This is a genomic window from Enterobacter sp. MGH 33 (assembly GCF_000534535.1).
Taxonomy (GTDB): domain Bacteria; phylum Pseudomonadota; class Gammaproteobacteria; order Enterobacterales; family Enterobacteriaceae; genus Enterobacter; species Enterobacter hormaechei_C.
Window position 1 is genome coordinate 3088234 of the sequence record NZ_KI973212.1, and the last position, 25491, is coordinate 3113724.

A 25491-nucleotide genomic window follows, 5' to 3' on the forward strand; every position below is an offset into this window, starting at 1 on the left:
TGTTGTTAAGGAGATGTGATCTCCGCTGTAAATTCATCTCATCCCGCAAAGGCGCATAAAACGGCGCTCTATACTCAACGTGTTGTGACCCGGTCAAGGGATTAACCATTCTGGCAACCTTTTTGCTTAATGTTCTGCGCGCTTCGCGGTGCGTGGGATCCTCGCCGTATTAAGCATGAGATTGCTTCTAAAGTGCATTTTGTTCTCGCTCTTGTTTTTGGATTTACGATGCCATCAGGCGTTCGGGTTTATACCTGGTGCAAAAACCTCTTTGCTAAGGAACATAATAATGTCGCTGAAATTTATCAAAACTCCCCTCTCCCTGGTGCTGGCCGGTTGTCTGGTGACGGCCTTTTCCGCGCAGGCCGATATCGTCATCGGCGTGGCCGGGCCGTTCACAGGCCCGAACGCAACCTACGGCGATCAATACTGGCATGGCGCTACACAGGCGGCGGAAGACATTAACGCCGCCGGTGGGATCAACGGTGAGAAAATCAAACTGGTTCAGGGCGACGACGCCTGCGAGCCCAAACAGGCCGTCGCCGTTGCCAACCGCTTAGTCGATCAGGATAAAGTGAAAGCGGTCGTCGGCCACTTCTGCTCCTCGTCGACCATGCCCGCCTCCGAGGTCTACAGCGATGCCGGGATCCTCTCCATCACCCCCGGCTCAACGAACCCGCTGATTACCGAACGTGGCATGAGCGATATATTTCGCATGTGCGGACGTGACGACCAGCAGGGCCAGGTCGCCAGCGATTTCATTCTTGATAAGCTGAAAGCCAAACGGGTGGTCATCATCCACGATAAAGACACCTACGGTCAGGGGCTGGCGGACGCCACTAAGGCGGCGCTGGCGAAACGCGGCGTGAAGGAGGTGATGTACGAAGGGTTATCCCGCGGGGAGAAAGACTTTAACGCGCTGGTGACCAAAATTGGCGCACAAAAACCGGACGTGGTGTTCTTCGGAGGCTGTCACCCGGAAGCGGGCCCGCTGGTTCGCCAGATGCGTGAACAGGGCGTGCAGGCGAAGTTCTTCTCGGGAGACTGTATCGTCAATGAAGAGATGGTCACCGCCGCCGGTGGGGCGCAATACACCAACGGTATTTACATGACCTTCGGTAAAGATCCGCGCCTGATCCCGGACGGAAAAGCCGTCATCGAGAAATTCCGCACCGGTAAATTTGAACCTGAAGGATACACCCTCTACGCCTACGCGTCTGTGCAGGCTATCGCGGCGGCATTCAAGGCCACGAAAGGGACGGATTCCGCAAAAGCCAGCGAGTGGCTGAAGGCCAACCCTGTCGACACGGTGATGGGTAAAAAAGCTTGGGACAGCAAAGGTGACCTCAAAGTCTCTGACTACGTGGTCTATCAATGGGATGACAAAGGCAAATATAAAGAAGTGCCATAACGGGACGGAATCTGCTCAGCGCCGGCAGGTCTGACTGTCGGCGTAACCCTTTATTCAGGTGCGCGACCATGAGTACATTCTTCCTGCAACAATTAATTAATGGCTTAACGCTGGGTTCGGTCTACGGTCTTATCGCCATCGGCTACACCATGGTGTACGGCATCATCGGTATGATCAATTTCGCCCACGGCGAAGTGTATATGATCTCCGCCTATCTCTCGGCCATTGGCCTGGCCCTGCTGGCGTTTTTTGGACTCCACTCCTTTCCGCTGCTGATCCTGGGGACGCTGGTTTTCACCATCGTGGTCACCGGCGTTTATGGCTGGACGATTGAGCGCATCGCCTATAAGCCGCTACGCAACTCGACGCGTCTGGCACCGCTGATTTCGGCCATCGGGATGTCGTTGATACTTCAAAACTACGTCCAGCTCAGCCAGGGCCCGCGCCAGCAGGGCGTGCCCACCATGCTTGATGGCGTGCTGCGTTTTCACCTCGGCGAAGGGTTTGTCCAGATAACCTATACCAAAGTCTTTATTCTCATCGCCTCGTTCGCGGGCATGCTGGTGCTGACCTGGATTATCAACCGTACCCGCTTAGGACGCATGTGCCGTGCGGTACAGCAGGATCGTAAGATGGCCTCCATTCTGGGTATCAACACCGACAGAATTATTTCGCTGGTGTTTGTTATCGGCGCAGCCATGGCCGGGCTGGCGGGCGTGCTGATCACCATGAATTACGGCACCTTTGATTTTTACGTCGGGTTTGTTATCGGCATCAAGGCCTTTACGGCGGCGGTGCTGGGCGGCATCGGCTCTCTGCCCGGTGCGATGCTTGGCGGGCTGATTCTGGGCGTCGCAGAAGCGCAATTCTCCGGGATGGTGAACTCGGATTATAAAGACGTGTTCTCGTTTGGATTGCTGGTCTTAATTCTGATCTTTCGTCCTCAGGGGCTGCTGGGCCGCCCCGTCGTGGCTAAAGTGTAAGGAACAACGCGATGACCTCTGACGGTTTTTCCCTGAAGCGCTGCATTCTGGACTCGATTTTTTCCGGAATGATCGCCCTGATTATTTTCGGCCCGATTGCGGGCGTGATACTGGATGGTTACAGCTTTACCTTTGACGGCCAGCGGCTGGCGTGGATTGTAGGCACGGTGATGGTGGGACGCTTTTTACTGAGCGCCTTTTCAGCTACGGCGGCCGGAAGACGTTTACAGGCACGGTTTGAATCCGACAATGCGGGGGTGTATGTCCGGCCGCCGGCGTATAAAAGCCGCATGCGCTGGATCATTCCGCTGATTGTCACGCTGGCGATCTGCTTCCCGTTTGTGGCCACTAAATACGTTCTGACGGTTGCCATTCTCGGACTGATCTACGTCCTGCTCGGTCTTGGGCTGAACATTGTTGTTGGCCTGGCAGGGCTGCTGGATCTGGGTTATGTCGCCTTCTATGCCATCGGCGCTTACGGGCTGGCGCTCGGGTATCAGTATCTGGGGCTTGGGTTCTGGAGCATGCTGCCGCTGGCGGCGCTAATGGCCGCGGGCGCGGGCGCCCTGCTCGGCTTTCCGGTGCTGCGCATGCACGGGGATTATCTCGCCATCGTCACGCTCGGGTTTGGCGAGATCATCCGCCTGGTGCTGAACAACTGGCTCACCTTCACCGGCGGGCCTAACGGCGTTTCAGCCCCTGCCCCGACCTTTTTTGGCCTGGAGTTTGGCCGACGCGCCAAAGAAGGCGGCGTCCCCTTCCACGAGTTCTTCGGCCTGACCTATAACCCCAACTTGAAGTTTATCTTCATCTATGCGGTGCTGTTCCTGGTAGTCATGCTGGTGCTGTACATTAAACACCGGCTGACCCGAATGCCCATTGGACGGGCGTGGGAAGCGCTCCGTGAGGATGAGATTGCCTGCCGTTCAATGGGGCTGAATCACGTTCTGGTCAAACTCTCGGCCTTCACCCTGGGCGCATCGACGGCAGGTATCGCCGGGGTGTTTTTTGCCACCTACCAGGGGTTTGTTAACCCGACCTCTTTCACCTTTTTTGAATCGGCCCTGATCCTCGCCATTGTGGTCCTGGGCGGGATGGGCTCCACCGTCGGCGTCGTACTGGCCGCCTTTGTGCTGACCGTCACGCCGGAACTGCTGCGCAGCTTTGCGGAATATCGCGTGCTGCTGTTTGGCATGCTGATGGTGGTGATGATGATCTGGCGTCCTCGCGGTCTGATCCGCATCAACCGCAGCGGATTTGCCGTGCGTAAAGGAGTGGCGCCATGAACGCAACGATTTTACGTGTAGAACATCTGATGATGCACTTCGGCGGGATCAAGGCCTTAAACGACGTCAATCTTGAGGTGCAGCGCGGCTCCATTACCGCACTCATTGGGCCTAACGGCGCGGGAAAAACGACCGTCTTTAACTGCCTGACCGGTTTCTACCGGGCCTCCGGCGGCAACATTCTGTTCAATGCACGAAATAAAACCACCAATGTCATTCAGGTGCTCGGCCAGAAATTCCAGCCGGGCGACTGGCTCAACCCGGCGCAGCTTGGTCAACTCCTGTTCTATAAGATGTTTGGCGGCACGCATCTGGTGAACCGCGCGGGTCTTGCGCGCACGTTTCAGAACATCCGCCTGTTCCGCGAGATGTCCGTTGTGGAAAACCTGCTGGTGGCACAGCACATGCGCGTCAACCGCAATCTGCTGGCGGGGGTGCTGAACACCCCTGCGTATCGTCGCTCAGAGAACGATGCGCTGGACCGGGCGTTTTACTGGCTGGAGGTGGTGGATCTGGTGGATTGCGCGAACCGTCTGGCCGGGGAAATGTCCTATGGCCAGCAACGACGCCTCGAAATCGCCCGCGCCATGTGTACCGGCCCGGAGATGATTTGTCTCGATGAACCTGCTGCCGGCCTGAACCCGGTGGAAACGCACAAGCTGAGTGAGATCATCCGGTTCCTGCGCGACCACCATGACATCACGGTTTTGCTGATCGAGCATGATATGGGGATGGTGATGGGCATTTCAGATGACATCATTGTGCTCGATCATGGCGATGTGATTGCCAGAGGTAAACCGGCTGAGATCCAGCACAATGAAAAAGTGATTGCCGCGTATCTGGGCACCGACGAAAGCGAGGTAAATCTGTGAGCGAACCGATGCTTCAGTTTCAGGATGTGGATGTTTTCTACGGGGTGATCCAGGCGTTGAAGCAGGTTTCGCTTGAGGTTAACAAAGGGGAAACCGTGGCCCTGATTGGCGCTAACGGCGCGGGGAAGTCAACATTACTGATGTCTGTCTTTGGTCAGCCCCGGATCCGCAACGGGCAGATCCTCTTCTGCGGCGAGGATATCAGCCACAAATCCACCCACTATGTTGCCACCGGCGGCATCGCGCAGGCACCTGAGGGACGACGCATTTTCCCGGATATGTCTGTAGAAGAGAACCTGCTGATGGGGACAATCCCCGTCGGCAATCAGCATGCAGCGGAAGATATGCAAAGCATGTTCGACCTCTTCCCCCGCCTCAAGGAGCGACGTAACCAGCGGGCGATGACGCTCTCCGGCGGTGAACAGCAGATGCTGGCTATCGCCCGCGCGCTGATGAGCCGTCCTAAACTTCTGCTGCTGGATGAACCCAGCCTCGGCCTCGCGCCAATCGTGGTTAAACAGATTTTCCAGACGCTGCGCGAACTGGCCCGTAACGGAATGACGATTTTTCTGGTCGAGCAGAATGCGCACCACGCGCTGAAGTTGTCCGACCGCGGCTATGTGATGGTTAACGGGCAGATTCGGTTAAGCGGCAGCGGCGAGGCGTTGCTGAAGGATCCGGAGGTGAGGAAGGCGTATCTGGGTGGCGTGTGAAACGAAAAGGCTATAGTGAGAAAAACTCACAGTGATTGCCATTATTAATCGTTTTTCAAAAACGCACGCCTTCCAATATTATCCTCTCGACCTACCCTGACGGTGGGCCAATTAAAACATTCAGGCGCAAACTGAATAGTCATAATGTGAGGAACCGGGGCAAACATGACACTTGATGCTTTATTTCAGTTAATGAAAATTATATCGCCATCTGAAACCCCATCAGGTGGCGATTTAGCGAATTTTATGACCATGCTTATCTCCACCAAAAATCATTCTGACGCCCTGTTACCGTTTTCGCAGCGCGCGTATATGCTTTCAGTTGCCTATCGCGATCCCCAAAAAGCAGCTGCGTTGCTTTCATCCTGTCAGCCCGAAGCAGGCAACCCTCTCCCGCTGCTCAACTTCTCTGGCTGGCCGGACGTGCGTTACGCCACTTCTGGTGAATTACAGACGCCGGAGTCTGAGGACTATTTTAACAAGATTTCGTCTGCCGCCACGCTATTACGCGCGGCAATTATTGACGCTGAACAGCAGAAAAACACGCCAGCATTTTATATTCTGGATAAGGTGCTCAACCTGAACAGCGCTTTGCCAGAACGTTATAAAAAGATGGCAAATATATCTTATTCATAACGGTATTAATAAATCCGACTGTCATCGTATGCCAGATAATCGATATCCAGCGCCGGAACGACCGGGGTATGGTTTTGCAGCCAGGCCAGAAGATGCTGAATGCTCTCTCTTTTGAGTGAATTTTTTGGCCAGACGAGGTAGTAGCCATCCCCCGTCGCGATAGCTTCCCTGAAAGGCAGGCCCAGCAGGCCACTTTTCAGGGCATCAAGCGTGAGATGCAGGTCGGCGATAGCGATGCCGTGCCCGTTCATCGCGGCAATACTTCCCTGTTCAAGGGTATCGAACACCATACCGCTGCTCATATCGAGCCCCGGGAACAATCCTGTTCTTCGCAGCCAGCGCCGCCAGTCACGTCTGTCCGGTGAAGGATGGATCAGATCGCATTGCGGAAGCCGCTGCCGGGCCGGTTCGATAAGCGATGGAGTACAAACCGGGATAAGCCATTCATGAAATAGCAGTTGGCTTTCCGTTGTGTCACCAAAACGCCCATTGCCGAGAAGAATGGCGCAATCGTAGGGCTCAAGATTGAAATCAACGGTGTCAATGTCCATCCAGACGCTGGCAATCTCAACCTGTGGTTTTGCATGGTTGTTGCGAAAAGATCGCAGCACGTCGAGAAGCCATCTCATGGTCAGGGTGCTGGGCGCTTTAAGCCGCAGCAGGTGGTTTTCACTGCGAAATACCCGGCAGGCCCATTCAATGCTCGTGAAGCTTTCGTTCAGCTGCCCGGCAAGCACTCGCCCGGCTTCAGTGACCTCCACCCGAGGACCTTGCCTTTTGAAAAGCTCGCAGTCGAACCACAGTTCAAGGGTACGAACATGTCTGCTGACCGCGCCCGGCGTAATATTGAGCGTTTCAGCGGCTTTACTGAAGGAGTTCAACCGCGCAGCAACTTCAAACGCACGCAGTGCGGCTTTGTTGAATAAATCAGATTTCGGGTAAGTCTCCCCCGTAGCGGGTTGTGTTTTCAGGCAATACGCACGCTTTCAGGCATACCTGCTTTCGTCATTTTGTTCAGCGCTCGTACCAGGGCCATAGCCTCTGCAACCTGACCATCGTAGTCACGCAGTGTCAGTGAACCTCCGAACAGCTGTTTTACCCGGTACATCGCCGTTTCCGCTATCGAGCGACGGTTATAATCTGTTGTCCATTTCCACCGCGCATTACTCCCGGTCAGCCGCTGATTCGCAACAGCACGGTTACGGTCTGCATATTCACCGGGCCAGTAACCCGCGCCTTTTCGGGGCGGGATAAGCGCGCTGATTTTCTTACGCCGCAGTTCATCGTGACAGAGCCGGGTGTCGTAAGCGCCGTCTGCCGATGCTGCCCTGATTTTTCTGTGAGTCTGCCGGATAAGACCCGGGAAGGCTTCTGAGTCCGTCACATTGTTCAGCGACAGGTCTGCACAGATGATTTCATGTGTGTTGCTGTCAACTGCCAGATGCAACTTTCGCCAGATACGGCGGCGTTCCTGGCCATGTTTTTTGACTTTCCATTCGCCTTCACCAAAGACCTTCAGCCCGGTGGAATCAATCACCAGATGCGCGATTTCACCCCGGGTGGGCGTTTTGAAACTGACATTAACCGACTTTGCGCGCTTGCTGACACTGGTGTAATCCGGGCAGCGCAACGGAACATTCATCAGTGTAAAAATGGAATCAATAAAACCCTGTGCAGCCCGCAGGGTCAACCTGAACACGCGTTTAATGACCAGAACGGTGGTGATGGCGAGATCAGAATAGCGCTGAGGTCTTCCCCGTGATGAAGGCGTTGCCGACTCATACCAGGCCTGAATAGCTTCATCATCCAGCCAGAAAGTTATGGAGCCACGGTTGATGAGGGCTTTATTGTAGGTGGGCCAGTTGGTGATTTTGAACTTTTGCTTTGCCACGGAACGGTCTGCGTTGTCGGGAAGATGCGTGATCTGATCCTTCAACTCAGCAAAAGTTCGATTTATTCAACAAAGCCACGCAGTGCATACAATGGCGGTAAAGACATAGCGTCCCTTAAATGAAAATTTCATTATGCTAAAACTTGTTCCGGGGCAACGCCAGCAAGTAAATTATGGAGAAACACAATGATCCCCAATATACCGAGTCATATCGATAGGGGTCAAAATCGATATGCAAAAAGCTGCGGACAAACTCGTAGCCATTAGCAAAGATGTTTATCTGAACGGCTGCAACAGCGATTACAAACACCATATATGCGATAAATAGCGGGTATTTACGCAGCCTGTTAACTTTTAGTTTACCGAGATAAAGCAGGAAAAAAATTGCCACAGATACAACAAAATACACGATAGCAGGCCAAACAGGTGGATGAAGCGAAAATTCTAATTCTTGTGACATAATCAATTCTCTTTAGCTATCTGGTACATCTGCCAACCCGTAATACTCCCACTGGTCAAATCCAGCGCCATTGCGGTTTTAGACGCTTCTTGCCAACCTCTGATATAATCGGATTGGATATTGTGGAATAAACTCCAGGACTTTTCTCTGGGGCCCAAAACTTTTCTGCCCGCACCATATGCTGATAAAGAGAGATCAACGACGCCATAGACTAAGTCTGCCTGGTTATTACCATAACCTAACTTCGTAGCAGCAAATCTATATGCATCTCTCAGGGTTCCTGATTGTTCTTCACGGAAAAGGAGATAATAGCCATTTTCGTACATATTATTTAAACCATGAGCGATCATAGGGGCGCCGTACGCAGCACATGCCAGACCCAGCGAACCAACACATAAACTAGCGCCCCCATAAACTTGTGCGCCACCGGCGACGAAGCCAATCTGTTTGAGCGCGATGGTTGTCGTTGTCGTCCGATTTTTTTCGACAACTATGTATATCTTCGCTCGGTTAAAAGTAAGCAGCTCATCCTGTTCATGGAGGTGCCGTATCTGTTCATCAAGGATATGTGTCCCCCCAGAATAGGTAAGACAATGGGATTCAATCTCTCTTTTCAAATTCCCCACAAGCTGTTGGATTTCAAAAAACAGATTTGAAGTGCCATAAAGTATATGCTTTGCGGCGATTTGCTCTGTGAGCAGCTCAATTTCACGGATTTTATGCTCAAAATGACTTTTATCACGATTATGATTATACATTCCACCTCCATGTTACAAATGATGATCATCAATACTACATGCGTTTAGACGACATTCAATAGTCGTTTACATATATGCGTTTGCAGCAGCTAAGAGGTGAAATTTCTTATACAAAGTGCACACGGCCACATCGTGCATTATCGCCACATGCTTTTATACCCGGCGCTTACAGTCAGATGATTGGGCAGTAAGTGACAATGCTGTACGGCGGCACTGCCTCAGTTCGTCCACCTGTTGTACCAGTTTCCGTTCGCTTTGCCCGAGGCATTTCCGTTTTCATACCCTCTGCGTACCTCCCTACACAGCTTTCTGAGAAGCTTTTATGCGCTGGTCGGTTCACTACCGTTCCGCTTATTTTTCACTTAAAAACCAGTTCACATCCTGGACGTTTGAGAGCTTGTCGCCGGAGAGCCATGTTAAAGTTGTCCCTGTGCCGGGCTGGAAAATAAGATTTGTTGTCAGGAAGGGGGGATTGCAGGCACAAAAAAACCACCTTTCGGTGGTTTCACGACACTGCTTATTGCTTTGATTATTCTGCTTTTTCCCATGGTAGCCGGAGTGGGACTTGAACCCACACAGCGCGAACGCCGAGGGATTTTAAATTGGTTGTTAAAACCAATAAAATCAGTAGATTATAAAAATATTCCGAACATAGACCCAAATATATACGCCTTAAATACATGCACTTACAACCTCTCCGGCACCAATCTTCGGAATGATTAGTGAATAAGAGTGCGTTATTCCGTAGCCCTGTACCAAGCTTGCCAACGATATTTATCCAGCCGTAACTGCCGCAGGCATTCCGCTGTTTCGATGTCTGCTTGCAGATCTTCGTCGCTGTCTGTTCCTGCTTTACTCGCTCCCTTGCATGGCTCCTGCATCAAATCCGCTGATGGAGTTGGCCGCATCGAGGGCTCGCTGCCGCAGCTGCACAGCGTGATCGTCAAAATCGCACTTAGTATGATTCGGGTCGTTAGCATATTTCACCACATCTCGGTAAATGGTCCGGTAAATCACTTTACCTTCTGCGCTGGCCGCTGCCGCTTTCTGCTCACTACTGGCGACGGCTTTCTCAGCCTTTTTGTTTTTCGCTGCATGCTCACTGTTTACCTTTTCGCTATGGGCGTACCAGCCTTTCAGATAACCCGCGTAAAAGGTAACAGCGAAAAGGGCCAGCAGAACGGCCAGCGCTAACAGCTTTGCTTTAATGGTCACTGGTCTATCCCCCAGCACGCAAGTGCGCTTTCCTGATCCCGGCGTACAACCTGACCATAGCAGCCATTCTCCTGGCCTTTTGTCAGTCGACAGTCGCGGCCACCGTCTCTAATCCACCAGCGGATCGACTCGCAGGCCCCTTTGCGGTCACCGGCATTGATGCGCTTATAGAACGTTGATGGGAAGCATTTACCGGGGCCGATATTGTACGGGCAGAACGAAGCAATACCGGCTTTCTGTGGTTCGGTCAGCGGCACCTTTATATTTCGTTCTACCCAAGCCAGCGCCTTATTACGTTCAATGGAGTTTACCTGGTCGCATTTCGCCTGGGTCAGCCTCATGCCCTGCACCACCGGTTTACCATCCACCATTGTGGCACCACGACAAATAGTCCAGACCCCACCGCCGTCTTTGTAAGCTGTGAGGCTGTTTCCCTCTTTTTCATTCAGAAACTGATCGAGGATGACGGAAGCAGGCGCCCCGGCAAGGATCAGTCCGAGAACTGCGGCGCTGAATTTAGTCTTGCTGGTAGCCATTATCTCTGGCCTCTTTTCGACGATCGTCTTTGATTTTGAAATACAGGTTGGTCAGATACGTCAGTAAACCAAAGAGAATACTTGCAAGAACGCCGATTGCAGCCCACTGGCTGGGGCTCACTTTATCGAGTAGTTGCAACAGCCAGTACCCAAAGCTGCCAATAGATGTGCCGTAGGATAGTCCTGCCGCTACGTCTGATAGGTTGTTCATCCTCATGCCTCACCCCCTGTGGGGAAAATATTTGTGTGAGCCGAGGGTAAGCGTGGAGACCGGTCGGAATCCCGACCATATAGAGGAGGTCGATTAGGTTAGTGACAAGTGCTAAACTCTTTGCCTTTCAGAATAGACTGATTCTCATAATGTTAAAGCTCTTCGCTAAGTACACATCGATCGGTGTCATAAACACGCTCATTCACTGGGTTGTGTTCGCTATTTGCATATATGCGTTTCACACAGGCCAGGCACTTGGCAACTTCGCCGGGTTCGTCGTGGCGGTGTCATTCAGCTTCTTTGCAAACGCCAGGTTCACGTTCAAGTCTTCCACCACAACCATGCGTTACATGCTTTACGTTGGGTTCATGGGCTCGCTGAGCGCGGCTGTTGGTTGGGCTGCCGATAAGTCCGGCATGGCTCCGATCGTAACTCTCATTCTTTTCTCCGCCATCAGTCTGGTGTGCGGTTTTATTTATTCAAAGTTCATTGTCTTTAGGGATGCGAAATGAAAATTTCTCTGGTCGTTCCCGTCTTTAACGAAGAAGACGCGATACCTATTTTTTATAAAACTGTTCGGGAATTTGAAGGGCTTCAGAAGCATGAGGTTGAGATAGTTTTCATTAATGACGGCAGTAAAGACGCGACAGAATCAATTATCAACGCGCTTGCTGTTGCCGATCCGCTTGTTGTTCCACTGTCATTCACTCGTAACTTTGGGAAAGAACCCGCTCTTTTCGCCGGGCTTGACCACGCGACCGGTGAAGCGATTATCCCGATCGACGTAGACTTGCAGGACCCTATCGAAGTCATTCCTCACCTGATAGAGAAATGGCAAGCCGGGGCTGATATGGTTCTGGCTAAACGCTCTGATCGCTCAACAGATGGCCGACTGAAGCGCAAGACGGCTGAGTGGTTCTATAAGCTGCACAACAAGATCAGCAATCCGAAGATTGAAGAAAACGTTGGTGACTTCCGTCTCATGTCTCGTGAGGTTGTAGAAAATATTAAGCTTTTACCTGAGCGTAACCTTTTCATGAAAGGTGTCTTGTCATGGGTTGGTGGTCGCACTGATGTAGTCGAGTACGCCCGTGCCGAGCGTGTTGCAGGCAGCACGAAGTTTAACGGCTGGAAGTTGTGGAACCTGGCGCTTGAAGGGATCACAAGCTTCTCTACATTCCCTCTGCGTATGTGGACTTACATCGGCCTGTTTGTTGCTGGGGTGGCATTCCTTTACGGCGCGTGGATGATTTTCGACACTTTGGTGTTCGGTAATGCTGTCCGTGGATATCCATCTTTACTGGTATCTATTCTTTTCCTTGGCGGCATTCAGTTGATCGGTATCGGCGTACTTGGAGAATACATTGGCAGGATATATGTTGAAGTGAAAAATCGTCCAAGATATGTGCTTAAAAACAAGGGCAAGAAAGATGATTGAACAGTTCTTCAGCAGATACAAAATTGCGTACATTGCAGGATTAGTGTACATCCTTCCTATCATTATTGCAGGACGTATGTTTAATGATGATATAGGAAGGGCAACGGAGGGTTATACTAAATGGGGTGTAAACGGAAGGCCACTAAGTGACTGGATTATGGAGGGTCTAAGCTTTGGATTCCCTATAAGTAACCTTTCCCCTTTCACCATAATTATTGCAATGCTAATTACTGTGCTCTGCGGCGCTCTACTTGCTGAGCACTTTGGTGTTGAGGATAAAGCAAAAAGAAACATACTGGCTTTTTCTTTTATTATATCTCCGTTTTATTTAGAGAATCTTTCTTATCAGTTCGATTCTCTGCCTATGGCTTTATCATTATTATTCGCATCTCTTGCGTTCACAATCCCAGGAAAGTTCAGACCTTTAGCTGGCTGTGCAGTTGGCACCGTCTTGCTGATTGGCACCATGTGTCTTTATCAGCCATCTATAAATGTGTACATCATACTAGTTTGTTTTGCTGCAATACTAGCAGGAATAAATAGCGAAGGTCGCATTTTACTTACCGCTTTATACAAAGCCATATCATTACTTGTAGCTCAGGTGATTTACTCTTTAGCAATTGTACCTGCCTTTATCGAGGGTGATTACAACACAAATCACAGTATTATGATTACTGAAAAACCAGATCCGATAGGTCTGCTTTTTAGTAATGCTCAAGCATTTTACGATAGAGTATTAAACTCACTAGATACAACGGCATACGTGATAGCAGTTGCTCTGGTAGTATTGCTATTAGTGATATGGATAAAGTCTTTATTTACACACAATAACAATAAAAACAAATTAAACCTTGCGTTTGATAAGTTAACTATACTCATTGCATTTCCAGTTATTTTTATATGCATAGCTGGCCCCTTACTATTACTCTATAAACCAGTGACAAACCCCCGCGTATTGCTTGGCGTTAATGCCATAGTATTCATTGGGGTATTTTGTGCGATATATTTCTTAAGCCGATACTGGAAATTCCTGATGATTGTCCCGGTGGTTTACGCTTTCTCACTTTCCGCAGCGTATGGGAATGCTTCAACCATGCAAAAAAGGCTTGATGAATATCGGGCAATAGTAATTGCCAAAGATATTAACAATTTAAATAAACCATTTAAGAATCTTGTTTTTATAGGCATGCCTGAGCTTTCCAAGGTGTCTAATAAATATGCAGACAACTTCCCTGTCATTCGTCAACTGATTACCCCATCCATAAGAGAGAACTGGGTTTTCGCAAACTACTTCATGCGGCAGTATGGGATCTATCTCAACTATATTCATATAAGCAAAGGAAGAGCAACCAGAGATGCTTTATGCAAACAAGGTGTATTAATTGCTAATGATGACTATTTTGTTATGCACAATTCAGACGCGGTAATAATAGACTTTACAAAATGTAAAGACGTGAACTAACTTAGTCGAAGGCCGATACTTTTCGGCCTTCCTTAATTTTATTAGGTTCATAAATTTAATTTGTCACCATTAAATGCAGTGATGATGGCTTGTTTTTTATCATTAGCAATACCAATCAATGGTCATAAGTTATACAATTTGAAACCGTTCTCTTTTTGCTGGTGATACATACAGTGAATCTTACTCGCCCTTCTGAATAAGTGAACTTTCCTAAACATGTGATAAACTGCTTTTTTGAGGAGAAGAAGATGGAGTGGCTAATCATCATGATAGTTGTGCTTTTCGTCTTTGCACTACCCGGTACTGACATATGAAAGAAGGGATTAACCTCCCAAGAGTTTTGGGTGTCTCAATGGTATGCTTGCTTGTCACTGGATCTGTGGATAACAAGTGGGTAGTGGCTATCTTTTTACTGCTCATAGCAGCCTGGCTAACACTAGAAATCTATCTTAAGAATAAAAAATGCGATTAATTCTTATACTAATTCTCTGCCTTTCTGTACCGGTAGACATGCTGAATGGGTGGCTATCTTATGAGCGAGACATAGGGTTTGTGTCCCCTCTCTATAAAGCTGCTGTATTAGGTCTGTGCCTTTTGCTGCTCGCGGCAACCAGAATCAAACGGTTTTTTTTCTATTCATTTTTTATGCTTATCCTGTGCCTTGGTCCGATACTCGGCTATACTACTTTTGAACTCAATGAGTTCCCGGTAGAAACTGTGCAGATAGCAATTCGATGCCTGCTAATGTTTGTCGTTTATGACACCCTCTCGGCACTGAGAGTTTCTCACAGGATGGCCGCGTTGGGAGCAGTTTCAGCGCTAGGGTTTACGCTTCTCAATTTCCTTATGGCGCAAATGGGTTACGGTTATTCTGCATATGGAGACGCCGCCCTAAGTGATGCTTACGCTGAATACTCTGTCGGCGCTAAAGGGTTCTTCTTTGCTGGAAATGAAGTAAGCATTTTGCTTATGTTCCTTGCTGCATTTGTTTCACTTTATTTCTATAGATACTTTTGGACTTTCTTCCTGCTTGTTGCATTGCTTGGATGCAGCATACTCCTTTCAACAAAAACAGCTATGATTGCTTCTCTCGCAATGGTAGCTGTATGGTTCTTTGTTAGATACCGTTCACTTTCTGTAAAGTACCTTATACCTGCCGCCATTATCGCAGTGTTCGCGCTGGTTTTCATAATCAACCCAGACATAACACTGAGTGGAGCTAAATGGACTCAATTCGTTTATATATATGAGAATGGCGGAATTACTCGATTAATATTCTCAGGAAGGGATGAGTTTGTAGACGCGGCGTGGAGAATGATTCAAGGAAACTCCGCATTTATTACTGGTGAATATTTCTTCGGTTTTACCAAAGAATATCTTGAGTTTCAGAGAATAAAATCATCGGTAGAAATAGATCTGATTGATATGTACCTGTGGTTTGGCGTAGCCGGTGTCGTTTTCTTCTTCTACTATATGAAGTTTGTGTGGTCAAAAGTAAAATATGGATGCTATGAGACTCGCATGTCCAGACTCATATCACTTTGCTTCTTTACCATGATATTCTTCGTATCATTCTTCTCTGGTCACGTTGTTTACTCGGGAACGGCAGCGATCCCTGCTGCATTGTGTCTGTATGCCATTTATCAAAAAATGATGTCTCACAAATAAAAGAAGGCGGCATTAGCCGCCTTTTCTTTTACACCATCAACTGGAATGTTGGTGCTGTTCCAGAGAAATCTCCGGACTGTGTACATACCCAGCCTAGTTTCACTGATGTTCCAGGTGTGATGATGAATATTTTATCCCCGCTGTACCACTTACCTGCTGTTGGTACTGCTGCGGCATGGAAGATTCGGCAGTTAGCAGAGATAGCGCTGCTGATATATGGACCTGCGTTAACCTGCACGGCCTGGCCCACAGCAAAGTCTATCGTGTCGTTTCCAATATTAGTCATTCTCACCGTCGCCGTGGTTGACCTGTAATTCTGATACCCAACCTGAGAGCCAGCGAACTGAGCTGTAGAAGGCAGAGAGAAGTAAGCAATGCTTGCTGATGTGAGTGTCCCTGTGGTGTCATTGAAATCTATCGTCCAGTTACCCAACTGGATCCTTGAGCACCCTGCAAAATCCGCCATGCCAAGATATGAGCCGGTTACGTAATTTACCCGTAGATTTACATCGCCAATATACAGATCAGTCACACCTTGCGTAATGGAGAACATAGAGTGAAGAATGCTCGCAGTAACTCCAGCAAGTACACATGCCCCTTCAATGCGGCCTATCCTGATTGTGCTGCTCACGTTATCAGGTCGGCTACGCAGAATTGGCATAATAGATGAACTTAGGGTGTTGTCGATATACAAGGCATCGATGCGCATGGTTCCACTGTACGAGTATGTAATGCCATATCCAGAGCACTCTCTGATACGCAGAACCCCTATGTTTACTATACCGCCAGCATTTACAACGGGCTCGCCTAATCCGTTATCAACAACCATTTCAGAGATCGAAACGCGACTACCCTCGAGGCAGTAAATTCCATTATCGTGGATCAACCTGGCAGTGATAACACCGAATACCGTTTCAGTGGTGGCTGCGACGATTACCCCACCTTGACTGTCATAGATATTAACATCTGGGTAGTTTCCTCGCTGAGTTGTAGCACCTACGGTGAATGCAGCAGGCTGCGGATCAACGCCAGTATCCCCCTTCTGAATATTACGAATAATGGCAGAAATGGTGTTTCTTATTCCTTCATCCGTTACTGCGTTCTGGAGGCCATAAGTCGTTCTGTTAGCACCATAGATATTCGAAACCTTGATGCGACCAACAGTGTCTGTACCCTGGTTGATAAAACCACCAGCGCCGAAATTCTGCATGTCGATATCGATGTCATAAGTTACATTCGCTCCAGTCAATGTCAGGAGCGTACGACCGTATGCCGTGGAAAAATCAGCAGTAGAGGCTTTCATTCTCCCGGTCAGGCTGAATCGACTTGAAGGGATGCTAACGACATTATAATTCTCCCCCATCATTTTCACGTCAAGACCAGAGGCGCATGCTTTCAACAGGCGTGCAGAGTTGTCAGATCCTGTATTCCCATCCCAGCATCCATATTCTTCTGTGCTGACCTGTTTATTTTTGACGCACCGCCGCCACACAGCTCCGCCGGACGTTTTGATATAAAGACCGCCATCTTCTACCAGCGTTCCGGGATTAACACTGCGGAAGAAGCCCCCACCACCAAATTTGTCTGAGTAGTAATTTTTGACCCTTATTAACTGTCCGAGTGTTGTTGGTTCAATCGACCGTAAAGTCGAGATATCTGGACACTCTCCGATATATTTGTAGCCATCACTTGCAGCTAGTTGCAACATGACATCTGAGGCAGACCCCGATGGCGGCGATACGAATACTGGATCGCCGGCGCTGTTGAACCCCAGCAGCTTATTTGCTCGATGTTCCGCGGGTGCAAGTGTTGGAATGGAGCTTTCAGGGACACGCAGCGCACGAACAAGACTCACATTATCAATGTAACGTTTTGTCGCAGCATCTTGCGGATTAACCGGATCGGCAAGCTTCTCAATCCGGTAACCTTCTGCGTTAAACGGCCCTCCAAGCAATGGGCGACGTAATGCCAGACCAAGGTAGATAAAGGAACGCTGGATAGCCATCCACAGACGGTCAAAGTCCTTGTTTACCGTATCGGCCAGCAGGTCACCGTTATCCTGGTAATCGGTCAAACGGTAAGTCGGGACCACTCGTTCCAGCATCACTACTGTACCCGCAGCAGGTGGAGTAATGAAAATCACATCTCCGCCTGTTACATTACCAACGCCGGAAACGCTGTAACCGCTTGAAACTGGTGTACCGTTTATGGAGACCTGAATATCCCCAGCATTAATGATGTAAAACTCGAAGGGAAAAACGGTCGTCAGGCCGTTGGCATTATAAATTATATAAGGTGTCTGGTTAGGGACCGACATGATGCGAAACCTCTGGCAGGTTAGTAATCGACGTCGACCAGATGATCTCCGTCACTTAACTGCCAATCTTCGCGCGCATGCCCGGTCGGAATCCCGACCACTTTCCCGATACGTACAGGGGTCTGACTTATTGCACCAGCGCCGGAATCAATGAAGTCGTCCGGCTGGTTGGTCAGCGCAGGATTAAAGTCACGCATCTGGCCATAGACAGGACCGTCGAGCACATCGGTATGCGCCCAGAGGAACCGAGAAGACAGGGGCGCTTCAAACGCATCGAGGATGCGTTTCTGCTTGTTGGTGATACTGAATTCTTCTCGCACGCCGCAGCCGGTACCCTTAAGCGCCTGACGAATCAATTTGCCCGCGAAGCTGCCGGGGCCGTTCACCTCAACGCACACAACCGGGATCTGATATTTGAGTACCAGTTCTTTGATCTGCGCCACCTGGCCGCCAGTGATTTTGTCGTTATCGTCAAACTCTGCCAGCTCCCCGGTAAGCTCCTGGCATATGTGCCAGTACAAATGCCCTCTCGCATCCGTCAGCATCAGCGAGAACGCCGAAGCATCCGCTTTAACTTTACCTGTGGCCACATCCCACCAGGCTACAGCACCGACGATTTGCACGTTACCCAGCCATAGCGAGGCCGTACGGTTCGCATAGCGGATCTGCGGATGGATGTTGTACTCGCGAATTCGGTCTGGATCGAGACGAACGTCGCCGACGGGTTTACTGTGCAGCTGATACTGGCTGTCCCACTCGTTAATCGTGCGCGTTTCTTTGCGGCGATTCTCCATTTCATCGCGCGTGAATCGCTCAGGCCAGGCGCAATCTGCATAGAAATCAATAACGGTGTCGGGCGCGGTGGCAAATTCAACCCCGCTTGCCGTAATTTTGTAGTCGACATCTTCCACCAGCAGGCGGGCACTTTTATGGATCCCGGCGAAAACATATTCCGGCCGGAAAGATAAGCTGTATCGCAGCTGCGTAGCGTCTTTGGCCTCAACGCGTTTTTCTTTCTCAAATAGCCGGATGGTCAAGCAGTCAGCGCCCATAGACTCAACCTCATCGTAAAGGCTGTCATGCGTATGCGGCGTACCAATGTAGAGTTTGCGGCCACCGGGGATCAGGATGTGCGTTTGTTCACCCAGGCGATAGCGCAGCTTTTCACGCGCTTCTGGCGTCTGGATATTGCGGGGTACTTCTACATCATCGTTCTGGCATTCGTTGGCACGGGCGGATGTAACGTTAGACAGAATGCCTTTGGCATACATGCTGCCGTTACGTAAATCCAGCGCACCGTTGACCCACCACTGCTCTACCGTCCCCTGCCCGTCCGGTAGCATTCCTTTCGTCAGCGGATGATTACGTAAAACGTTCTGCGTATCGCGGCTGGTTTTATACGCAGTACCATCGGATTCAGACTGATGCAAAATGCGATACTGCCGATCGCAGTAATACCGCCAGGCGTTATAGACCGCGAGAATTGTCGATTTGCCGAACCCACGGAAACAGCGAAGCACCGCGAGATTACCGCGATGCTCCAGCCAGTGGCAGGCTTTATAGTGACAGTCCGGTACATTCCACTGCATCCGTTCCGCCCACATCAGAAAGAAGGCGAGGAAGGAGATCATTTTTTGCCTTTCTGGAGACGCTCGATAATAGCGGCTGCTTCACGCTCAGCCTTCGATACCTGCTGGCCCAGCGCAAAAGCTTCATCATCCTGACCAGGATTATCAGTTGGCGTACCTCCGCGCGTCTGCATGCCGATAAGGGAGTGAACCTTAATCAACAGCGTCAGCGATGCGGCTGCGTTCTTCTTGTCCCAGTAGCGGTCGCCGCGCTCGTCTTTCGTCAGTTCGCTCGGTTTCTTCCCTGCCCCCGGCCAGTTATCCGGATCGGCTTCTTCGAGCACCATATCGGTGAGTTTATCGCTCAGCGCGGTAAGGCGTGTTTTGTAATCCTGATGCATAAAAAAGCCCCATAGTGAATACAGGGCAATGATGTAACAGACAAGAGGTCGGAATCCCGACCGATTACCGCATACCAGGGTCAACCTGATTTATCAGAGGAGCAATCCAGAAGAGGTTATTACCCGGCAACAGCGTACGTACGTTGTGCAGAACCCGATCGCCAGCATCGCCATTGAGCACGCCAGCTGTCACATCGGTAATGGTATCGAGAAGGCCAAACGTCGGACCCAATGCAGAGCCGATAAAACCTCGACTGGCATAACGTGACTGTGTGCCGGTACCGAGCAAAGCACCCAGCCCCACCATACCGCCGGAGGCCTTTTCCGCCATATTGTTATATTCCATCAGCGGGCCAAGAATACCGGAGCGGTCAACACCTTCCAGTACCAGTTTATTCGGCGACCAGTCTACCTCTTTACCGTTTGCAGTCTGTTTAAGCGCGTACGTCAGCGCGCCGAGACCAATCTGAAAAGCGGTACCGTAATAAAACTGCCCGGTTCCTTCTTGCAGGCCGCCCAGTGTGGCACGGTTATAGGATGCGGTAGCGAACGATTTAAACTGGAAGATGGTTTTACCGAGCGGCGTGCTGGCCCATAGTGGTGTATCACCTATCCCCGGCGTGATAACAGTGTTATTAACGTCTTTGAGTACCGCCGACTGAAAAACGCCAGCCACGTGCTGATCATCCCATTTCTCGAAATTACCGATATGCCAGCCGTTGATGACTTCACCGTGCTTCTCGAACTCGCTGCGGATACGCGCGGCCATGTTGTCGTTAATACCAAGCTTCGCCAGACGACGGCCAGCGAACGCGCCGGAGAGAATGCCGTCGGACGTGATCATGCCGTTTACCGATTTGTTCATATCATCGAAGTGGCCCATCAGCGTGAGCTTGCCGAACGCATCAGTAACGCGCTCCATTCCCGCTTCTACCGCCGTAGTGCGGGCAGAACTGTCTACCAGGTCACCCATCGTACGCGCACGAGTATGCAGGATAGTTTCCAGCCCGACGGCCATTTTTAACTGTTCGGCGCGGCTGGCCTTGAATGCTGGCGACCGGCTGATTAGCGCTGAGTAACCGCGCATGGTATTGCCAAAGCCATTAACCATCACACCGCGCGCGAGATCAGGAATAGCGGAAACGGTCATACCGCCCAGCTTGGTTACAAAGCTAGCGCTGCGCAGAAACGCACCAGCGCGCACAAAAAATGATGATGGATCGTCCGGCATGCCGTAGGTACCCGCCAGGCGGTCGCGCAGCGCTGTGATGTCGCGGATATCGTTATCGCGGGCTTTCGCCAGTTTCGCCTGGTCTTTGGGATTCTGGCGCATCAGCGCATCGTATTCGTCCTGAATATCCTTGAGCTGCTTCTCCAGTGATTTATTACCGAATGCGCGCGTCAGCTCCACCTCTGCCGACGCCTCGCGAATATGCCGTTGCAGCACATAGTTGGCGTCGCTCTCCAGATAATCTTTCATCAGGCGATCGGGAACGCTGAGCGTACGCGACCGGGTGCTGCCTGCCGCTTTCACCATAAAGACGTTTGCGAAATCCTGCGGGATTTTTGCGCCGACGATTTTATTGATCGTGGCATCAGCTGTAATTTCCGCCTCTTCGCGGGACATGGTTTTCTCACCGCGCGACCACCAGTCGACCAGCATGTCGCGAAATTTATCGCGCTCGTTAACGATTTTGCCGACTCTGTACACGCGCGGGAAATAACTCTCCTGGCCGATGGCTTTCAGCTCCTCGTCAGGCGGCAGCAGGCCCAGCTTTTGCTGCGCCACTTTCACCCGGTTAACCACGGTCCGCATCGCCTGTGCCGTTTCATGCACTACCGGATTAGCATGCACATCGCCGCTGCGCATGGCATTACCCACTTCTTCGCGGAACTGAGAAAAGCTCAGGTCACCACCGGTGGCTTTGTACTGGCTGTAGGCCTGCTTGTTTGTCACAACAACAGCGGCCTCTTCACGACGCCACCCACGAACGCGGGTTTCTGCGGCGACAGGTGTCTCGATGCCGCGGGCATTACCCTGAAGTGTATAATTATTCTCTGCCAGCTCAAGAGCCGTGCGGCGGGATGTCTTCGACGGTGACTCCATCAGGCGGGTGAACGGTGTCAGATAGCTACCTGCCTTTCGCGCCAGTTTACCGACCGGGCCACCAGCTGCCGGAGTGAGATCTTCGAGCGTGGCTTCGCTGATTCGTGCCGCGCCGACGCTACCACCTTCTGAAAGGGAAGCCGCTGCCGTATCCGTCGCTGACGTGATACTCATACTATCGAGCGCATCAGCCACTTCGCGCGTGGCCCTAGTGCGAACAGAAGGAGACAGCGCGGCGCCAGCCGCCGCAAATACACCGCTCATCAATGCACCCGCTGCGACGTGAGACGCGCTTTCGCCCCATGTGCGGGTTATTTGCTGGTTGTTAAGCGCAACCTCGCTCGCTGCTGTTGCAGCCGCACCGATTGCAGCCTGCGACGCAATACGAGCCACTGCGCCCCCCTGCGCCCCAGGGATGAACATCGAAGCTACTGTAACCGGGTCAACAACCCCGGCGGCAATGCTGGCGAGAACACCCTCCCCCCCGGCCTCGGAAAGTACCCGCCGATCCTCGTTTTCGTCGTCAATCTGCTGTTTCAGCCAGGCAGTTTCTTCTGGCGAACGGGAGTCGGCAAAAGCGGATCCCCATTGTTCATAGCCGTGCAGCTCGGTTTTATCAGCATAGGGGTTATACCCGTCTACAGGCTCAAACTGCTTCGCCGGGCGGAACATCTCGCCCAACAGGTTATTCTGACGAAATGCAGCGCTCCATACAGACGGCTCATCCTGCTGGGGGGCCGGGTTGGTACCCTCAGGCAACGGGACATCAAACCCGGAAGGCGCCGCCAGGACATTACCCGCCGGAGTGAATCCGTTATTCATTTCTTCATGAGTGGCGTATACCGGCATTATTCAGTGCTCCACGAAAAGTAATTTTTAACTCTGTCCATACGCTCGTTGTGCAGACGCTTATACTGTTCGTCGAGTGCGCGGTGTTTATCTTTGAACCCGCGTATATCCTGACCGCGTTGCAGCTCATTGCGATCATGTTCTTCACGCTCTTCCTGAATTTTTTTGTATGGCGCCCACTCTTCCAGTGACGGTTTCCAGCGCATCGGTCTGCCGTACGAATCGTAGAACGGCTGTACCGCCTCGATACCATCCTTATCTTTTGTACGCACCATGATGGCGTAATCGCCATTGCGGGCCGTCAGCACATCAGGAGTTATCTCCAGTTCTCCGCCAATACGCGATTCTGGCGTTTTACTGATAACAGGTGCAGCGCTTCCGGAGGTGATCCCGAGCTGCGTTGGGCTGGTGGAGATATCACCCTTGCGTTCGCCATACATCAGGCTCTCTTTTTCTTCTTTCCACTGCGCTGCCTGCCAGCCAGACGGTCCGTAGTTATAAAGTGCTTCCGGAGCATATTTCATAAGCTTAGCGCTGCCGTTCACCTCGCTGATACTCCATGTACGTGCGATCTGCTGGTTGGTCATTTTCTTCGCCGCATCCGCATTACCGCCGGTGGTGCGATAGTTGATGTCGTATAGCGACTGGTAATCGTTACGGAAACGTGCAGCCTCCGGCGTCTGGTCGTCGGCTGATGGATTTCCCCAGCTAAAGAAGCCAGACATACTGCTCACTGCGGAATCCATCGCTTTGCTGCGGTCTTTTTTGTACTCCTTGGTGCTCTGAGTTGATGCCAGTTGCGCTTTGAGCGCATCGGTCTGGTTGTAGGTCAGATTCTGCGCCTGCTCGATAGCGGTTTCGGACGCCATGCCAGAATCGGTAAGCTGCTTAACGGTGAGATAAAACCCTTGCATATCCTTTGGCATGTTGCCAACAGACGCAGGATCTGTGTCATAGAGACGATTAAATAACTCAGCACCCTGACGTACCGCCTCAGAGCTGCGCGAGCGGGATATCGCCGATAACTGGGTGGTTACCTGCGAAGGAATGATCCCGGTCTGGGCAACCTGCTGTACGATCCCGTCGTGGGTAGTGGCGTCGTTAATCCGGAAATTTTGCGCCGTTGGTGTTGCGTCAGCGGCTTTTTGCATAGATTTATTGGTAGGGTCGAGTTTCTCGCCCATAGACAGCGCTTCGTTAAAACGACGGGCATCACGCTGCGCCTGTATCGCTTCATTGCTTTTCTGCACCAGCGCGCCAAGTTTGCCGTATGCATCGAGTTTCAGCGCATAATCAGGGTCATTTGCCTGAGGCTTTAACCTCGCAATTTCTGACTGCTGCTGTTCTGGGGAAACGTACTGTATCGCCTGGAAGGTTTTGGCGTTGTTGATCGCAATATCGAGCTGCTTAACCGCCTTTGCCCCCTGCTCGCCATACGCAAACATGATGGAGGCTTTATCAGGCATAGCGTCCGGCACTTCACCGTTATACAGCTGTACCATTGTATTATTCAGAATTGGGTCTATTTGCTCGCGCAGGGCTGTACGCTGCTCCCGAATTTTCGACTCGGCGATATTATCGATTTTGTTGACAGACACCGGATCGAGTCCGGTTTTATTTTTACGGTACCGGGCCAGCCACCCGCGAGTTTCCGCAGGTAGCTGCCGAACAAAATCAGCCTCAGATATTTCGCCTTTACGTGGGTCCCCGGCTTTCGCGATCAGTTTGTCAACGTTGCCCATACCCCAGTTGTACGCAGCACCTGCCAGCGTTTCAGAGCCGTATTTACCATACAGCTGATTTGCGTAATCGCTTGCCAGCAGGGCATTTTGCTCTTCGTCTGCCGGGTTATATTCAATACCGCGCTTCGCCGCCAGCTCCTTACCTGTGTCCGGCATCAGCTGGTATTTTCCCTGCGCACCGGCAGAAGAAGTGATAATACTGCCGTCGGCATTAAAATGCTTACCGCCGGATTCAACTATCCCGATGGCGCGCATATCCAGCGCACCGGTATCTTTCACTGGAAAATCGCCATTTAACCAGCCCTGAGGATTGGTAACCGCATAATTCTGGGCTCGCTGGTCCGTAGCACGCAAATTTGCCTCAGAAACCGCCTGGTCAATTTGCTCCTGTGACCATCCTTGTGCCTGGCCATACAATGAAATCGAGTGCTGCCGGGCGCCGCGAATTAACGCAGCTGCCTGCGGGTCGTCAAACGCCCCCGCTTCCTGTTCAACGGACGATTTTACCGTCGCGTCGAGTTGCTGGCGCTGGGCCTGTTCGGTCTGGCTACGTTCAAAGCTGTTGTAGGTGCTGGCGCGGCGGATCTGACCAGCTTTCCATTGCGCATCGAAATACTGCAACTGGCTCTGTGGTACGCGTTTGCGGGCTTCTGCGTAGTCTGATGAATCCAGCTTGTCCATGTCCAGACCAACGCCAGACGACTTAAACCCCTGCCGGGTTACCAGCGCGCCGGTCTCCGGGTTCTCCCAGCGGTCGCTGGATTTCGCATCGAGATCGGTAAGTATCGCCTGGGTAGCAGCCACATCAGCTTTATCCTGCGTACGCTGCAAATCATCCACAGTCTGGCCCAGAGCAGCCCCCAGCCCAGCTACAGCGTTACCAATCTGGCCAACATTACTGACACCGACCCGGGTCGGATTAGCCTGCGGCGCAACGTTACCAAAATTACCCGTTGGAATTCTCACG

At 51.1% G+C, this 25491-nt stretch carries 22 protein-coding genes; 10 read left to right on the top strand and 12 right to left on the bottom strand.

Annotation, left to right across the window (positions count from 1 at the left end; translation table 11 throughout):
- Nucleotides 1-289 precede the first annotated feature (289 nt).
- From L379_RS09615 to L379_RS09590, 6 genes are all read left to right on the top strand, one after another.
- Complete coding sequence (locus tag L379_RS09615) at nt 290-1411, top strand: branched-chain amino acid ABC transporter substrate-binding protein (protein ID WP_032654017.1); 1122 nt, start codon at nt 290-292, stop codon at nt 1409-1411.
- Nucleotides 1412-1479: 68 nt separating this feature from the next.
- Nucleotides 1480-2394: an ABC transporter permease subunit gene (locus L379_RS09610; RefSeq protein WP_003859667.1), complete on the top strand. Its 915-nt coding sequence runs from the start codon at nt 1480-1482 to the stop codon at nt 2392-2394.
- Nucleotides 2395-2405: 11 nt separating this feature from the next.
- Complete coding sequence (livM, locus tag L379_RS09605) at nt 2406-3680, top strand: high-affinity branched-chain amino acid ABC transporter permease LivM (protein ID WP_015570245.1); 1275 nt, start codon at nt 2406-2408, stop codon at nt 3678-3680.
- Nucleotides 3677-4552 (top strand): ABC transporter ATP-binding protein, encoded by an 876-nt coding sequence (locus L379_RS09600; RefSeq protein ID WP_032654019.1) that lies wholly within the window; start codon nt 3677-3679, stop codon nt 4550-4552. The genes livM and L379_RS09600 overlap by 4 nt, the downstream gene beginning before the upstream one ends.
- Nucleotides 4549-5265: an ABC transporter ATP-binding protein gene (locus tag L379_RS09595; RefSeq protein ID WP_017384431.1), complete on the top strand. Its 717-nt coding sequence runs from the start codon at nt 4549-4551 to the stop codon at nt 5263-5265. Before L379_RS09600 ends, L379_RS09595 begins: the two co-directional genes overlap by 4 nt.
- 165 nt (nt 5266-5430) lie before the next feature.
- Nucleotides 5431-5901 carry a hypothetical protein gene (locus tag L379_RS09590; protein ID WP_017384432.1) on the top strand — a complete coding sequence of 157 codons (471 nt, stop codon included), beginning with the start codon at nt 5431-5433 and terminating at the stop codon, nt 5899-5901.
- Nucleotides 5902-5906: 5 nt separating this feature from the next.
- On the opposite strand, the gene L379_RS09585 is transcribed toward L379_RS09590, so the two are convergent.
- The 7 genes from L379_RS09585 to L379_RS09555 all read right to left on the bottom strand — a co-directional run bounded on the left by L379_RS09585 (nt 5907) and on the right by L379_RS09555 (nt 10972).
- Complete coding sequence (locus L379_RS09585) at nt 5907-6872, bottom strand: LysR substrate-binding domain-containing protein (RefSeq protein WP_050597041.1); 966 nt, start codon at nt 6870-6872, stop codon at nt 5907-5909.
- Nucleotides 6869-7837 (bottom strand): IS5-like element IS903B family transposase, encoded by a 969-nt coding sequence (locus L379_RS09580; protein ID WP_022649395.1) that lies wholly within the window; start codon nt 7835-7837, stop codon nt 6869-6871. Before L379_RS09580 ends, L379_RS09585 begins: the two co-directional genes overlap by 4 nt.
- A gap of 91 nt (nt 7838-7928) precedes the next feature.
- Nucleotides 7929-8252 (bottom strand): hypothetical protein, encoded by a 324-nt coding sequence (locus L379_RS09575; protein ID WP_017384434.1) that lies wholly within the window; start codon nt 8250-8252, stop codon nt 7929-7931.
- A 2-nt stretch (nt 8253-8254) separates the two neighbouring features.
- Nucleotides 8255-9010 (bottom strand): DUF4225 domain-containing protein, encoded by a 756-nt coding sequence (locus L379_RS09570; protein ID WP_017384435.1) that lies wholly within the window; start codon nt 9008-9010, stop codon nt 8255-8257.
- A gap of 852 nt (nt 9011-9862) precedes the next feature.
- Nucleotides 9863-10225, bottom strand: coding sequence for a hypothetical protein (locus tag L379_RS09565; protein ID WP_032654025.1), 363 nt, complete (start codon nt 10223-10225; stop codon nt 9863-9865).
- Complete coding sequence (locus L379_RS09560; protein ID WP_032654028.1) at nt 10222-10761, bottom strand: lysozyme; 540 nt, start codon at nt 10759-10761, stop codon at nt 10222-10224. Before L379_RS09560 ends, L379_RS09565 begins: the two co-directional genes overlap by 4 nt.
- A complete protein-coding gene (locus tag L379_RS09555; RefSeq protein ID WP_015571338.1) occupies nt 10742-10972 on the bottom strand; it encodes a class II holin family protein in 231 nt (76 codons plus the stop codon). Before L379_RS09555 ends, L379_RS09560 begins: the two co-directional genes overlap by 20 nt.
- 149 nt (nt 10973-11121) lie before the next feature.
- Between L379_RS09555 and L379_RS09550 the strand changes: the two genes are divergently transcribed.
- From L379_RS09550 to L379_RS09535, 4 genes are all read left to right on the top strand, one after another.
- On the top strand, nt 11122-11484 hold the full coding sequence (locus L379_RS09550) for a GtrA family protein (protein WP_032648602.1): 363 nt from the start codon (nt 11122-11124) through the stop codon (nt 11482-11484).
- The gene (locus L379_RS09545; protein WP_032654030.1) at nt 11481-12410 is read left to right on the top strand and encodes a glycosyltransferase family 2 protein; all 930 of its coding nucleotides are present in this window, start codon (nt 11481-11483) and stop codon (nt 12408-12410) included. Before L379_RS09550 ends, L379_RS09545 begins: the two co-directional genes overlap by 4 nt.
- Nucleotides 12403-13872, top strand: a complete 1470-nt coding sequence (locus L379_RS09540) for a glucosyltransferase domain-containing protein (RefSeq protein ID WP_032654033.1) — start codon at nt 12403-12405, stop codon at nt 13870-13872. Before L379_RS09545 ends, L379_RS09540 begins: the two co-directional genes overlap by 8 nt.
- A 462-nt stretch (nt 13873-14334) precedes the next feature.
- Nucleotides 14335-15540, top strand: coding sequence for an O-antigen ligase family protein (locus L379_RS09535; protein WP_032654036.1), 1206 nt, complete (start codon nt 14335-14337; stop codon nt 15538-15540).
- Nucleotides 15541-15568: 28 nt separating this feature from the next.
- Here the strand turns inward: L379_RS09535 and L379_RS24595 are convergent, their stop codons facing one another.
- From L379_RS24595 to L379_RS09515, 5 genes are all read right to left on the bottom strand, one after another.
- The gene (locus L379_RS24595) at nt 15569-17857 is read right to left on the bottom strand and encodes a phage tail fiber domain-containing protein (protein ID WP_050597042.1); all 2289 of its coding nucleotides are present in this window, start codon (nt 17855-17857) and stop codon (nt 15569-15571) included.
- A gap of 20 nt (nt 17858-17877) precedes the next feature.
- Nucleotides 17878-19488: a phage terminase large subunit gene (gene terL, locus L379_RS09530; RefSeq protein WP_032654039.1), complete on the bottom strand. Its 1611-nt coding sequence runs from the start codon at nt 19486-19488 to the stop codon at nt 17878-17880.
- The gene (locus L379_RS09525) at nt 19485-19826 is read right to left on the bottom strand and encodes a hypothetical protein (RefSeq protein WP_032654043.1); all 342 of its coding nucleotides are present in this window, start codon (nt 19824-19826) and stop codon (nt 19485-19487) included. Before L379_RS09525 ends, terL begins: the two co-directional genes overlap by 4 nt.
- Before the next feature lie 64 nt (nt 19827-19890).
- The gene (locus L379_RS09520; protein ID WP_032654047.1) at nt 19891-22782 is read right to left on the bottom strand and encodes a hypothetical protein; all 2892 of its coding nucleotides are present in this window, start codon (nt 22780-22782) and stop codon (nt 19891-19893) included.
- A complete protein-coding gene (locus tag L379_RS09515; protein ID WP_032654050.1) occupies nt 22782-25490 on the bottom strand; it encodes a transglycosylase SLT domain-containing protein in 2709 nt (902 codons plus the stop codon). The genes L379_RS09520 and L379_RS09515 overlap by 1 nt, the downstream gene beginning before the upstream one ends.
- Nucleotide 25491: the final 1 nt, after the last annotated feature.